This window comes from Streptomyces cahuitamycinicus (assembly GCF_002891435.1).
GTDB lineage: Bacteria > Actinomycetota > Actinomycetes > Streptomycetales > Streptomycetaceae > Streptomyces > Streptomyces cahuitamycinicus.
Genome location: NZ_POUC01000204.1, coordinates 1 through 13,766, shown reverse-complemented (window position 1 = coordinate 13,766; position 13,766 = coordinate 1). Strand labels below are relative to the sequence as shown.

The following is a 13,766-nucleotide window of genomic DNA, read 5'->3' as shown; positions in this document are numbered from 1 at the left end:
GGCGGGGGCGGCGGCCGTCGGCGGGCCCGGGGTGGACGGCCCGGAGGCGGACGGCCCGGAGGCCGACGGCTCCGCCGGTCGGGCCGCGCGCGTGGCCGCGGGCAGGATCTTCGGGTGTGCGGCCCGCCGGGCAGGCGGTAGCTCGCCGACGGCCGGACGGCCGGGCACGGGGTGTCGCCGACCCGTCGGGTCATGGCCGACGGCCCTGGCACGTCGCGGTCCGGCGGCTCACCGGGCAGAGGGCGTGCGTGCGAGCGCGTCGGTCACGTCGCCGCGCGTGAGCAGGGGTCGTGCGAGCGCGTCGGTCAGGTCGCCGCGTGTGGGCGGCCGCGGGTGGCGGAGGTCGTGGCCCGGTCGGCCTCGTCCTGGACGAGCAGGGACATCAGGGACGCCACGGTCAGGCCCGCCTCGGCCGGGTGGCGCAGTACCTTGCCGGGGTCGATCCGGTACGTGTTACTGCGGCCCTCCCGGGTGTGGGAGAGGTACCCGTCCTGCTCGAGGTCGGCGATGATCTTCTGCACGGCTCGCTCGGTGAGCCGGCAGTGGGCCGCGATGTCCCGTATACGAGCACTGTGATTGTCGGCAATGGCGGCCAGCACGCGGGCATGGTTGGTGAGGAACGTCCATCCGCTGTGTGGCTCCGGCACTCCATCCATGCCCCAACTCTAGCGACCGAACATTCGCGCACCCAAAAACACGTACTTCGTTTCATGTATCGGTTGACGTGTATGGGGTAGAGAGGCAACGCTGGAAGCGGAGGCAAGGCGAAAGAGCAAAGGGAGAACAGGTCCATGCCGGAGCCTGCGCACGCTGCGCGGTCCCACACGCAGGAGGACGCCGCACCCGCGGCGGGCGACAGTACGCCGACGGCGATCCCGCCCTGCATGGCGACCATGGACGTCGTTCCGGACGGCGACCGCATGACCGTGTCGATGTGGGGTGAACTCGACCTGGGCAGCCGGAGATTGCTGCCCGAGCTGTACGACATGCTCACCCTGTCGGGCGGCGGCGTCGACCTGCGTCTGGACGCCGTCGGGTTCTGCGACTGCTCCGGCCTCAACGCCCTGCTCGATCTGCGCACCCGCGCGGTCGACCAGGGCAAGACGGTCGCCATCCGGTCCTGCGGCGTCGCGGTCGAGCGCCTTCTCGACCTGACCGGCACGCGAGGGCTGTTCACGGACTCCGCCCGGCCCGACACCGGCCCACCGGAGGGGGGCGGCCAGGACCTCCGCGCCGAGGTCACCCAGCTGCGCCGCGCCATGCAGACGCGGCCCACCATCGACCTGGCCCGCGGCATTCTGATGGCGTCCTTCAACCTGACCCCCGAGGCGGCCTGGAGCGTGCTGGTCAGGACTTCCCAGAACACCAACACCAAACTGCACCACCTGGCCCGGGACCTCGTGGGCACGGTAGGCGGCAGCACACTGCCGGAGCAGGTGCAGCAACAGCTTTCCGCCGCGGTCGCCGGCGTGGGCCGCCCGGGTGAGGCCGCGGCCTGCCCGACGGGCCCCGTCGAGGACCGGGCCTGAGCCTCCGGGCGCCGACGCACCCGGTGTGAGGCATCATGGGCAGGCCATGCCCGGCCACCTCCGCTCCTCGCCGGGCGAGGACTTTATAAAGCCCCTTTCCAAACCCCTTGTCGAAAGTCCCGGCAGCCCATAGCCTTGCGCCGCGCCGGTGCCGACGTCGATCCGGCCCGGCCGGTCTGGGAAGGAATGGGGCACCCCGGTGAAGCGCACATCACGTGACATCCGCACCGCGAACCGCTACGAGGTGCTGCGCCAGATGATCGCGGAGTCACCCACCTCCCGGCAGGAGCTGGCAGCGGCCACGGGCCTCAGCCTCGCGACGGTCGCCACCCTCGTCGGCGAGCTGCTCGACCTCCGCATGATCACCGAAGTCGGCTTCGAGGACTCGGCGGGCGGACGCCCCCGGGGCCTGGTCGCCGTCAACTCTTCGGGCGGCGCGCTGATCGGCGTCGACATCGCCGAGACGTACGTCCACGTCGAGCTGTTCGACCTCGGGCTGAACGTGCTGGCCCGCGCCGAGGAGGACGTCCGGCCCAGCGAGAGCCTGCCCGAGCAGGTGGTGGGCCATGTGGCCACCGCCGTCGGCTCGGTGGTCATGCAGGCCGGCATCGAGGGCGCCCGGGTGCTCGGCGTCGGCGTGAGCGTGCCGGGGCAGGTGGACCGCGCGACCGGCACCTCGGAGTACGCGCCCAACTGGGACTGGCACGACGTACCGCTCCTGGACCTGCTCACCGAGCACATCGCCTACCCGCTGTACCTGGACAATCCGCTGCGCGCCAGCGCGGTCGCCGAGCTGTGGTTCGGGGCGGCGCGCGGACGCGGGAACGCCGTGGTGGTCAACCTCGGGACCGGCGTGGGCGCCGGGCTCGTCCTGGGCGGCGGGCTGCACCGTGGTGTCAGCAACAGCGCCGGCGAGTGGGGCCACACCACGATGGTGCTGGACGGGCGCCTGTGCCGCTGCGGCAATCACGGCTGTGTGGAGACGTACGTGGGCGCGCGCGGCATCATGCTGAACCTGCGGGAGATCGGACCCGACAGCGAACTGCTGCACGCGGACGACCAGACGGCGACCATCGACGCCCTGGCCCGCGGAGTCGCGGCGGACGACCCGGTGGCGCGCCGGGTCGTCCGTGAAACCGCCCGCTACCTGGGCGCCGGCGTCGCGGACCTGGTGAACCTGTTCAACCCCGAGATCGTCGTGCTGAGCAGCTGGGTCGCCCGCACCCTGGGCGAACCGCTGCTGCACGAAGTGCGCGAGGCCGTGACCCGGCACGCGCTGCCGCGGCCGCTGGCCGCCACCGAGATCGTCCTCTCCCCGATCCCCACCGACCCGGTATGCCTGGGCGCGGCGACGTTCGCGCTCGAAGGCGCCCTCCAGGCCGTCGGGCAGAAGAACGGCAAACGCACCGCACCCGTGAGGAGCCGCACCACCGCCCCACCGTCGTAGCGCGGAATCAACTCCTCCGCACCCCCCGCGTGTTCGAAATGGCGAACGGGATACAACGCTTCGCACAGGCTTCGTCCAACCCCTTGCCGAAGCCTTAGCCGAAGCTCTAGCGTCCCGCACCGCACCTCTCTTTGAGCCATCTGGCGCGAGCCCCCGGGCCGTGAGCCATCAGGCAGTGAGCCGCAGAGCCGCAGCCGCACTCGAGACAAGGACGTCAGCATGTCGGCATCGAGCAACATGAACTGGGACCGCCGAAACGTACTGCGGGCCGCGATGGGCCTGGCCGCCGTCGGCGGACTCGCCGCGTGCGGCGGCAACACCGGACGCGGCGGCGGGTCCGGGTCGGGCACCAACCTGACGCAGATGTTCCACGCGTACGGCGAGGCAGGCACCGAGCAGGCCATCAAGCGGTACGCGAAGGCGTACAAGGACGCCAACGTGACCACGCAGTGGATCACCAGCAACGACTTCGAGAGCAAGCTGTTCTCGGCGCTGCTCACCAAGAACGCGCCGGATCTCTTCGAGTTCCACCCGCAGATCCAGATGGTCAAGAGCGGCCAGGTGGCGGATCTGACCGACCTCGTCGAGCCGGTCAAGGACGACTTCAACCCGGCCGACATCAAGTCGCACACGGTGGACGGGAAGATATACGGCGTCCGCATGATCGACGACCCGCAGTTCTTCTTCTACCGCAAGTCGATGCTGGAGAAGGCCAAGGTCGAGGTGCCGACCACGCTCGACGAGCTGATGGAGGCCGCCGCCAAGCTCACCACCGGCAAGGTCAAGGGCCTGTACATGGGCAACGACCTGCACAGCGTGAACGACACGTTGATCTGGTCGTCCGGCGCCCAGCACCTCGACGAGAAGAACGAGATCGCCTACCACACGGACGGCGTCGTCGAGGGCCTGAAGAAGATGCGCCGGCTGTTCACCAGCGGCGACCTCCTCCTCGGCGCTCCGACCGAGTCCTGGGACCCCTCCTCGTTCAACCAGGGCCTGTGCGCCATCCAGTTCTGCGGCATGTGGGCGATGCCGGCGATCCAGGACGCGCTCGGCGACGACTGGGGCGTCTTCCCCTTCCCGAAGGTCACGGACTCCGGAAAGCCGTCCGTCTACAACGGCGGCTGGTCGATGTTCGTCAACGCCAAGAGCAAGAACGTCGACGCGGCCAAGGAGTACGTGAAGTGGCTGTGGATCGACCAGGCGGAGTACCAGGAGGACTGGGCCACCTCCTACGGCTTCCACATCCCGCCGCGCACGTCGATCGCAGCGAAGGCCGACAAGCTCAAGTCGGGGAACGCCGCTGAGGGCGTCAAGCTCTTCAACGAGTTCGGGCACTTCGACAACATCGGCTGGACCCAGGCCATGCGCACCGCTTTCGAGGACGTCTTCGCCAACTCCGTCCGCAAGAACATGGACCCGGAGAAGGCTCTCGACAGGTGCGACACGGCAGTCAACCGCGAGCTCAAGAAGCTGTTCGGATAGGTCGCGGGACGGACCACGACATGTCGACGACCACCAAGCTCGACGTCCCGGACTCCGCCACGGCCAAGGCCTCCCCGGCCAAGCCGCGGCGGGGTCTGCGGGGCAGCCCGACTCTCACCTTCTGGCTCTTCACCGGCCCGTTCCTGATCGGCCTGGCGATCTTCGTCTACGCGCCGATCCTCTGGAGCCTCTGGCTCAGCTTCTTCGAAGCCCGCTTCACCGTCACGCCCGACAAGTTCGTCGGCTTCGACAACTACGTCTACATGCTGACGAACGAAGACTTCGTCGGCTCGCTCGGCACCTTCACCGTCTTCGCCGCGTTCATCGTGCCCACCACCTGGGCGCTCTCGCTGGGCCTGGCCCTGCTGGTGAACCGGCTGCGCTTCATGCGGGCGTTCTTCCGGTCGGTCTTCTTCCTGCCGACCGCGGTCAGCTACGTCGCCGCGTCGCTGATCTGGAAGATGTCCATCTTCAGCGGGGTCCGCTTCGGCCTGATGAACACGGTCCTCGGCTGGTTCGGGGTCGAGAACATCGCCTGGCTGATCGACCCCAACCCGCCCTGGTACTGGCTGGTCATCGTGACCGCCCGGCTGTGGCTGCAGTCCGGCTTCTACATGATCCTGTTCATCGCCGCGCTGCAGAACATCCCGGAGGAGCTGTACGAGGCCGCCGCCATCGACGGCGCCAAGTCGGGCTGGCAGACCTTCTGGTACATCACCCTGCCCCAGCTGCGGGCCACGTCCACCGCGGTGATCCTGTTGCTGCTCGTCGCCGCCTACCAGGCCTTCGACGAGTTCTTCAACCTGCTGTCGAAGACCACCTGGGGCCGCCCGCCCCTCGTCGAGCTCTACTACAAGGCCCTCGGCGAAAGCCAGGACTACGGCGCCGGCAGCGCGGGCGCACTCATCCTGACCGTGCTGATCTGCGCCGTGACCCTGCTCCAGGGCAAGATCATGGGCTTCGGAAGGGGGGACGAGTCCAAGTGACCACCACCATCCCCAAGGTGCGCAAGTCCGCACCGAAGGCGGACACACCCAGCCGGGCCGGGCGCGGCGGCGGTGTGATGAGCTCCACCGGCCTCTACATCGCCACCGGCGTCGCCGCCCTGCTCTTCCTGATCCCGTTCTACATCCTCGTCCGCAACGCCCTCTCCACCGACGCCGAGATCACCGGAGAGAACTGGAAGCTCTTCCCCACGGACATCCAGTGGGGCAACATCAGCGAGCTCTTCAGCGACGAGACGGTCCCCTTCGCCCAGACCCTGTGGAACTCGGCGGTCGTGGCCACCCTGCACACCGTGGGCGTCCTGCTGGTGTGCTCCCTCGCGGGCTACGGTCTGGCCCGCATCCCGTACAAGCACGCCAACAAGGTGTTCTACGCCGTTCTGGGAACCCTGATGGTCCCGACCGCCGTCACCTTCGTGCCGAGCTTCGTGCTCGTCTCCTCGCTCGGCTGGGTGGACACCTACCGGGGTCTCATCATTCCGGGCCTGTTCAGTGGTTTCACCTGCTTCCTCTTCCGGCAGTACTTCCTGGGGTTCCCCAAGGAGCTGGAGGAGGCGGCGCGCATGGACGGACTGGGTTACTGGGGTGCGTACTGGCGTGTCGTCGTACCCAACTCGCTGAACTTCTTCGCGGCTATGGCGACCATCACCTTCATCGCGGGCTGGAACGCCTTCCTGTGGCCGCTGGTCATCGGGCAGGATCCGAGTTCGTGGACCGTCCAGGTGGCGCTCTCCAGCTACATGACCAACCAGACCGTCGTTTTCCACATGATCTTCATGGCCACGGCCATTTCCATCCTGCCCCTGGTGTTCGTCTTCCTCTTCCTCCAGCGCTGGCTGGTGCAGGGGATCGCCCAGACCGGCATCAAGGGCTGAGCTAGGAGACCGATGTCTTTCCGCACGACCCCATCCGTCGACTACGTCGAGGACGTCTCCCCGGGCAGCGGCGCCCTGCCGCCCCGTGCCTGGTACGCGTCCTCGGACGCGCGGTCCCTGTCGCTGAACGGGAGCTGGCGGTTCCGGCTGTCCGCGACGGCCGGCGCCGAGGACGACTCGTTCGCCGAGGAGGGCTACGACGCCGGGAACTGGGCCGATGTCACGGTCCCCGGGCACTGGGTCCTCCAGGGCGACGGGGCGTTCGGCTCCCCGATCTACACCAACCACCTCTACCCCTTCCCGGTGGACCCGCCGTACGTCCCGACGGAGAACCCGACCGGTGACCACCTGCGCGTCTTCGACCTGCCGTCCGACTGGCCGTCGGACGGCGCGGCGGTGCTGCGCTTCGACGGTGTCGAGTCCTGCGCCCGTGTCTGGCTGAACGGCACCGAGCTCGGCGAGTTCAAGGGCTCCCGGCTGCCGCACGAGTTCGCGGTCGGTGAGCTGCTGAAGCCGGGGAGCAACGTGCTCGCCGTGCGCGTGCACCAGTGGTCGGCGGGGTCGTACCTGGAGGACCAGGACCAGTGGTGGCTGCCGGGCATCTTCCGTGACGTGACGCTGCTGCACCGCCCGGCGGGCAGCGTCGCCGACTTCTTCGTGCACGCCTCCTACGACCACACCACCGGCGAGGGCACCCTGCGCGTCGACTCCGACGTCGACGGGCGGGTGCTCGTCCCGGCCCTGGACATCGATGTCGCGACCGGCGAGCCGGTGACGGTCGCGGTGCGGCCGTGGACCGCCGAGACGCCGAAGCTCTACGACGGTGTGCTGGCAACGGACGGGGAGCGGGTGCCGCTGCGGATCGGTTTCCGTACGGTCGTCCTGGAGGACGGGCTCGTCAAGGTCAACGGCACGGCCGTCCTCTTCAAGGGCGTCAACCGGCACGAGTGGCACCCCGAGCGGGGCCGCGCCCTGGACCTGGAGACCATGCGCGAGGACGTGCTGCTGATGAAGCGGCACAACCTCAACGCCGTGCGCACCTCGCACTACCCGCCGCACCCGGCCTTCCTCGACCTGTGCGACGAGTACGGCCTGTGGGTCATCGACGAGTGCGACCTGGAGACCCACGGCTTCACCGAGCAGGACTGGCGGGACAACCCGGTCGACGACGACCGCTGGACCCCGGCCCTGCTGGACCGTGCGGCGCGGATGGTCGAGCGGGACAAGAACCACCCGTCGATCGTGTTCTGGTCGCTGGGCAACGAAGCCGGCACCGGCCGCGGTCTCACCGCCATGGCCGAGTGGATCCACGACCGCGACCCCGAGCGCCTCGTGCACTACGAGGGCGACTGGAACTGCCGCGACACGGACGTGTACTCGCGGATGTACGCCTCCCACGACGAGGTCGAGAAGATCGGGCAGCAGCTCGACGGCGGTACCCGCAAGCGGCGCGAGCTGCCGTTCATCCAGTGCGAGTACGCGCACGCCATGGGCAACGGCCCCGGCGGTCTCGCCGACTACCAGGAGCTGTTCGAGAAGTACGACCGGCTGCAGGGCGGGTTCATCTGGGAGTGGATCGACCACGGCGTCAAGCACGCCGAGCTGGGCTACGCCTACGGCGGTGACTTCGGCGAGGAGCTGCACGACGGCAACTTCGTGTGCGACGGGCTGGTCTTCCCGGACCGGACGCCGTCGCCGGGCCTGATCGAGTACAAGAAGGTCATCGAGCCGGTCCACATTGAAGGCGACGGCGCGAACGGCATCGTGCACGTCACCAACAAGCAGGACTTCGCCGACCTGTCGGCGCTGGCCTTCGAGTGGTCGTGCCAGGTGGACGGCGAGACCGTCGAGTCGGGTTCGCTCTCGGTGCCGGCGCTCGCGCCGGGCGAGAGCGCCGAGGTCAAGCTGCCGGAGCCGCCCGTGGACGGCCGGGGCGGCGAACGGCAGTGGACGGTGCGGGCACTGCTCGCGGACGACACGTCCTGGGCCGCGAAGGGTCACGTCGTGGCCTGGGGCCAGTTCGCGGTGGGGGCGCGGCCGCTGCCGTCCTTCCCCGCGACCGACCGGCCCGTGCCGGACGAGGGCCGGATCACGCTCGGCCCGGCCGCCTTCGACGCCCGCAGCGGTGCGCTGCTCTCGATCGGCGGGGTGGAGGTCGGCGCGACGCCGCGGCTGGACGTGTGGCGGGCGCCGACCGACAACGACGACGGTGCCGAGTGGCAGACGGACACCCGCTACGGGATGCTGTGGCGCACGCTCGGCCTGCACCGGATGCGGCACCGCCTGGTCTCGGTCGAGGCGGGCGACGACGCTCTGACGGTACGGACCCGGGTGGCACCCGCCGCCCGCGAGGTGGGCCTGGACACGGTGTACCGCTGGACGTCCGACGGCGAGCGGCTGCGGCTGTCCGTGTCGGTGACGCCGGAGGGCGACTGGACGGTGCCGCTGCCCCGGCTCGGCGTCCGCTTCGGGCTGCCGGAGGCGGACCGGGTCGAGTGGTTCGGTGGCGGTCCCGGCGAGGCGTACCCGGACAGCAAGGCAGCGTCCATGGTCGGACGTTGGCAGTCCACGGTGGACAGGCTGCAGACGCCGTACGTCCGCCCGCAGGAGAACGGCGCCCGTGCCGACGTCCGGTGGGTGGAGCTCGGCGGTCTCAGGGTCGAGGGCGACCCGGAGTTCTGGTTCACGGCGCGGCGCTGGACGACCGAGCAGCTCGATGCAGCCCGGCACCGGACCGACCTCGCGGCCGGCGACACGGTGTGGGTCAACCTCGACCACGGGCTGCACGGCATCGGCTCGCAGTCCTGCGGCCCGGGGCCGCTGCCGCAGTACTTTCTGAACGCGGAGCCGGTGGAGTTCTCGTTCGTGTTCTCGACCACCAGGTAAGAAACCGGTTGATCGATTGACCGATTGATCGACATTCCGACAGTGTCGGGGTGTCGTCCGCGGCCGGTCGGCCATTGCGCCGACCGGCCGCTGCTGTGTTCACGCAAGGAGCTGGTGGGTCGGTTGAGTGTCGCCATCGAGGTCCGAGGGCTGTCCCGTACCTTCCACACCACCGTCCGCCGCCCCGGCTTCGCGGGCGCCGTGCGGTCCCTGGTCAACCCCGAGCGGGTGGCCAAGCGCGCCGTCTCCGACGTCACCTTCGACGTGGCCGCGGGCGAACTCCTCGCCCTGCTCGGCCCGAACGGCGCCGGCAAGTCCACCACCATCAAGATCCTCACCGGCATCCTCACGCCCACGTCCGGCGAGGCTCGGGTCGCGGGCGTGGTGCCGTACCGGGAGCGGGAGCGCAACGCCCGCAACGTCGGGGCGGTGTTCGGGCAGCGCAACCAGTTGTGGTGGGACCTGCCGGTGCGCGAGTCGTTCGCACGCCGTGCTGGCCGTCCTGGCTTCCCGGCTGCGGGAGCTGGACCAGTACGCGGGCCGCGACACGGTCCTGCGGCACATGTACTTCGGCACCATCGTCTACTGGTACCTGCGGCCGCTGCCGCCGCAGCGCTACTACGCCCTGCGGGCCGCCCCGAGGAATGCCGCACCCGCCCGTGTTCCGATGTCCGCGAATGCCCGCGAAAACCGGTACCGGTGGGCGGCGCGGACGGAGTAGCGTCCGGACCGTGAGCTGATCTCTCCCGCGGTGTCCCGGACACCGCAGACGCGAACCCGGCCCGTACCCCTGACGTTCCGCGGGGAGAGATCACCATGCACATCACCCTGGGCAACACTCCTGACGACACCGTGACCGCCTTCACCGCACGAGCGGCCGCCGATCCCGGCGTCGCCGGGCTCGTGCTCAGCGGCTCCCGCGTCCACGAGGGCATGCCGACGGTCCACTCCGACTACGACCTGCACGTGATCCTGAGGGATCAGCACGCCTCGCCGATCGCCGAGTTGGACCGGTTCCGCTCCGCCCACCTGGACCTCGTGGTCATTCCGCTGGCGGAGTTCCGCACGCGTGGCATGCCCGGCCGACCGGACAGCTTCGCGCGCTACTCCTACGTCCACGCCGAGGTGCTGCTCGACCGGCTCGACGGGACCGTCGCCCGGATCCTCGACGAGAAACGGACCCTGGGCGCCGGTGAGGCCGGGGCCGCTGTCGACGGCTGGCTCGACGCGTACGTCAACCAGACGTACCGCTCCCTGAAGAGTTACCGCGACCGCCGACCCGCCCTGGGCCACCTGGACGCCGCCGAGTCCGTCCCCTTCGCCCTGGAGGTGCTCTTCGCCCTGCACCGCCGCGTGCGGCCCTACAACAAGTACCTCCGGTGGGAGCTGGAGCGGCAGCCGCTGGGCGATCCCCGGTGGGAGGCGGGCCGGCTCCTGCCGGTCGTCCGTCGCATCCTGGCCGACGGCGACCCGCCCACCCAGCGCACCCTCTTGGCCGACATCGAGGAGGCAGCACGGCGGGCCGGCCACGGCCCTGTGCTGGACGCCTGGGGCACGGAACTCGAACTGCTGCGTCACCCCTGACTCCTGACTCAGCAGGATTTCAGCGCCGGGCAAGACCTTCACGGCTCCGTCCGGACGGCAGACCGTGGGCTTCACGGGCCGGGCGGGGAGATCGACAAGCCGGGTGTGATGTACGCGCCGATCCGCTGAGTCCCGGGGATGCTCGTACGGGCGCACACGTCCGTGATCTCAGCGGCCTCGAGGGCTCCTTGTCGAAGACGGACATCATCAGCGTCGGCGGTCGGCCCCACGTGCTCACGGCCGCTGTATCGTTTTGCCCCGCAAGGGCCCGGGCGGACGCGTGGTCCCAGGCGTTGGGCAGGAGCAGGGGCTCCCCGGCACGGTGGAGGGCGGCGAAGGCGGTCACGGCCCGGCCTGACGGCGTCTGCTGCGGATGTGCGGTCATGCCGCCATGCTGGACCCGGCTCGCTTCGGCGCCGACCGAACCATGGAGGCACCGCGAGGCGGACCCGGCCTCGCGGACCTCGATGGAAGCCGTGAGGCGGACCCGGCCGCGCAGACCTCAGCCGACGTTCACCCCGGCCTCGTCCAGCCGGACCCGCACCTCAGGCCCCTCGCTCCAGCGGACCTTCAGCTCCCCGTCCCCGCAAGCGGTCACGGCGACCGTTTCCGCCAGCGGAGCCGGATCCGGCTCGGCGGTGAGCCGGGCCAGGGCGACGAACAGGGTGGAGTCCCCGGTCGTGACGCCGGTGAGGTCGTCGTCGAGGCCGACGGCGGGCAGCAGTTCCGCCCGCAGGCCGTCCGGTGCGCTCCAGCCGGTCACACGGACCTCCGTCCCCGGCTCCGCGCTCACCACCAGGTGCGCACGCACCTCCACCGCCCCGTGCGCCAGCACCACGCTCGTCACCCGGGCTCCCCCGCCCGCCGCGTGCCGGGACGCCGCCCAGCCCTCGCCCGCGCCGAGCGGCTCGATGCCGGTGCGGCTCGGGTCGCCGGCGACGAGGACGCTGTTGTCGTACGTCCGCGCCGGTGCGGTCACGGTGGAGTACGCCAGCCGCGTGTAGTACGGGTCGTAGCGGACGTCCTCGCTGCCGTGGTTGTGGAGCCGGACCACGCCGTCGGAACGGGTGGACTGGAGCAGCCAGTTGGGCGGGCCGACGGCGGTGACGAAGTCCGCTCGTTCGGCGGGAGCGGGTTCCTCCGGTGCCGTCCAGACCTCGTGGTCCGGGGGCAGGAGCAGGCCGAGGAAGCCCTTGCTCGCCCAGTACGGGGAGGCCGGGCCCGAGTAGCCCTGCAGTACGGACTCGTCGGGGCCGTGCCAGCCGAGGGAGAGCAGGCCCCGGTCGTCCACCGCGCCCCGGTCCAGGAAGTACTTCAGCGCTCCCGAGGCCAGCCGCCGGGTCTCGCCGGGGGGCAGGGGCGTACGGCCGGTCAGCGCGCCCAGCCACAGCGGGGCCGTGGTGGCGAAGCGGTACGTCAGGGAGCGGCCCTGGTGCATGGGGGCGCCGTCGCCGCCGAAGAGCCGGGAGTAGTCGGACAGGTGGCGCGAGAGGCGGTCGCCGTACAGGTCCAGCAGGCGCTCGTCGCCCTCCAGCCAGGCGTGCAGCACCGGGTAGAGGTGCATCGCCCAGCCGTTGTAGTAGTCGTACTTGCGGCCGTCGCCGTCGGTGTACCAGCCGTCGCCGACGTACCACTGCTCGATGCGTTCCAAGCCGCGGTCGATCGCCACGCGGGAGGCGTCCGGCTCGTGGCCGATCTCGGCGAGGAAACCGCCCACCGTGACCGGGAACAGCTCCCAGTTGCAGGGCCAGGGTTCGGCCGTGAGGGCGTCGCCCAGCCAGGCGGCCGTCCGCTGGCGCACGCCGTCGTCCAGGCGGTCCCAGAGCAGGTCCCGGGTCAGGCGGAGCGCGAGGGCGATGGACGCGGCCTCCACCAGGGGCTGGCTGCGGTCCTCGATGCGGGGCCAGACGCCCGAGACGCCGGCGTCGAGGCCGGTGGCGTAGCGCTCGAGGGCCTTCTCGTCGCGGCGGAAGGCGGCGAGCAGCAGGGTGCGGGCGTAGCCCTCCAGGCCGTCGGAGAGGCGGCCCGACCAGCTGGCCCGGTCGCCGGGCAGGTGGTAAAGCGCCTGGTCCTCGCTCGCGTACGGCTCCACGGCGGTGAGCAGGGAGTCGGCCGCCGCCTCCCAGTGGGCGCGGGTGCAGCCGGTGAACGGGGACGTCGTGCGGTCGGCGGGAGGCAGGTGCATCGGATGTCTTTCGTGCTCGGGCGGGTGGATACGGATCGGGCCTGGAGCGCCCCGGTTCCGGTCGGGGCGCCCCAGGGGTTCATCCCACCCGCACCTTGCCCTTGGGCACCAGATGCCGGGTGACGAGTTCGTCGCGGACCAGGGCCGCGTAGGCCGTCGCACCGCGCACGGAGGTGTGCGTGTTGTCCCGGGCCTCGTCGGTGAGGTACAGCGCCTTGGATCCTTCCACGCCGAGGGACTCCACCAGCGCCTTGGTCTTCGCCGTGAGGTCGATCAGCGGGACGTCCTGGGCCGCCGCGACCGAGCGGGTGACGGCCGGGTGGTCGACACCGAGGCCGTTGACCAGGAGCGCGGTTCCGTTGTTCAGCGTGCCGTCGGGGTTGAACCAGCGCCGCACGATGGGAGTGACAAGGACCGGCTGTCCGCCCCGCTCCCGGACTCCCGCGACCAGGGTCTCCAGGTTGGCCCGGTAGGTGGCCTCGTCCGTGGTCTTGTCGTTGTGCGCGAGCTGGACGAGCACCAGATCGCCGGGGCGGATCAGGGGCCGTACGGTGGCCCACAGCTTCGGGTTCCCCAGATACGAGACCGTACTCTCCCCGGAATCGGCGTAGTTGGCGACTGACACGCCCTCGCGGAGGTACTGGGGCAGTTGCTGGCCCCAGCCGGAGTAGGGGTCGCCGGGCTGGTCGCAGACGGTGGAGTCGCCGACCAGGAAGATCTGGCGGGCGTGCCGGGCGGGGGTGACCTTGATGCCGGCCAGGGCAGGGGCGG

At 70.4% G+C, this 13,766-nt stretch carries 10 protein-coding genes and 2 pseudogenes; 8 read left to right on the top strand and 4 right to left on the bottom strand.

Annotated features, from left to right (window positions below; genetic code table 11):
* Positions 1–305: 305 nt before the first annotated feature.
* On the bottom strand, positions 306–656 hold the full coding sequence (locus C1J00_RS24925) for a helix-turn-helix transcriptional regulator (RefSeq protein WP_102911281.1): 351 nt from the start codon (positions 654–656) through the stop codon (positions 306–308).
* Positions 657–791: 135 nt separating this feature from the next.
* Here C1J00_RS24925 and C1J00_RS24920 point away from each other — a divergent pair, with 135 nt between their 5' ends.
* From C1J00_RS24920 to C1J00_RS24885, 8 genes and pseudogenes are all read left to right on the top strand, one after another.
* On the top strand, positions 792–1,529 hold the full coding sequence (locus tag C1J00_RS24920; protein WP_180989681.1) for an ANTAR domain-containing protein: 738 nt from the start codon (positions 792–794) through the stop codon (positions 1,527–1,529).
* Between the two features lie 199 nt (positions 1,530–1,728).
* Positions 1,729–2,976, top strand: a complete 1,248-nt coding sequence (locus C1J00_RS24915) for an ROK family protein (protein ID WP_102911280.1) — start codon at positions 1,729–1,731, stop codon at positions 2,974–2,976.
* A gap of 219 nt (positions 2,977–3,195) precedes the next feature.
* Positions 3,196–4,461, top strand: a complete 1,266-nt coding sequence (locus C1J00_RS24910) for an ABC transporter substrate-binding protein (RefSeq protein ID WP_102911279.1) — start codon at positions 3,196–3,198, stop codon at positions 4,459–4,461.
* Positions 4,462–4,481: 20 nt separating this feature from the next.
* Positions 4,482–5,447, top strand: a complete 966-nt coding sequence (locus tag C1J00_RS24905) for a carbohydrate ABC transporter permease (RefSeq protein WP_102911278.1) — start codon at positions 4,482–4,484, stop codon at positions 5,445–5,447.
* Positions 5,444–6,340 (top strand): carbohydrate ABC transporter permease, encoded by an 897-nt coding sequence (locus C1J00_RS24900; RefSeq protein ID WP_180989680.1) that lies wholly within the window; start codon positions 5,444–5,446, stop codon positions 6,338–6,340. Before C1J00_RS24905 ends, C1J00_RS24900 begins: the two co-directional genes overlap by 4 nt.
* 12 nt (positions 6,341–6,352) lie before the next feature.
* A complete protein-coding gene (locus C1J00_RS24895) occupies positions 6,353–9,226 on the top strand; it encodes a glycoside hydrolase family 2 TIM barrel-domain containing protein (protein ID WP_102911277.1) in 2,874 nt (957 codons plus the stop codon).
* Positions 9,227–9,349: 123 nt separating this feature from the next.
* Positions 9,350–9,712: pseudogene (locus C1J00_RS24890) on the top strand (ATP-binding cassette domain-containing protein); the annotation flags it as partial.
* 330 nt (positions 9,713–10,042) lie between these two features.
* Positions 10,043–10,810, top strand: coding sequence for a hypothetical protein (locus C1J00_RS24885; RefSeq protein WP_102911276.1), 768 nt, complete (start codon positions 10,043–10,045; stop codon positions 10,808–10,810).
* A gap of 229 nt (positions 10,811–11,039) precedes the next feature.
* On the opposite strand, the pseudogene C1J00_RS47000 reads toward C1J00_RS24885, so the two are convergent.
* The 3 genes and pseudogenes from C1J00_RS47000 to C1J00_RS24870 all read right to left on the bottom strand — a co-directional run.
* Positions 11,040–11,195 (bottom strand): annotated as a pseudogene (locus C1J00_RS47000) (isocitrate lyase/phosphoenolpyruvate mutase family protein); the annotation flags it as partial.
* 117 nt (positions 11,196–11,312) lie between these two features.
* Positions 11,313–12,995: a DUF2264 domain-containing protein gene (locus tag C1J00_RS24875; RefSeq protein WP_102911275.1), complete on the bottom strand. Its 1,683-nt coding sequence runs from the start codon at positions 12,993–12,995 to the stop codon at positions 11,313–11,315.
* A gap of 79 nt (positions 12,996–13,074) precedes the next feature.
* On the bottom strand, positions 13,075–13,766 hold a 692-nt coding region (locus tag C1J00_RS24870; protein ID WP_146046251.1), incomplete at its 5' end, for a rhamnogalacturonan acetylesterase.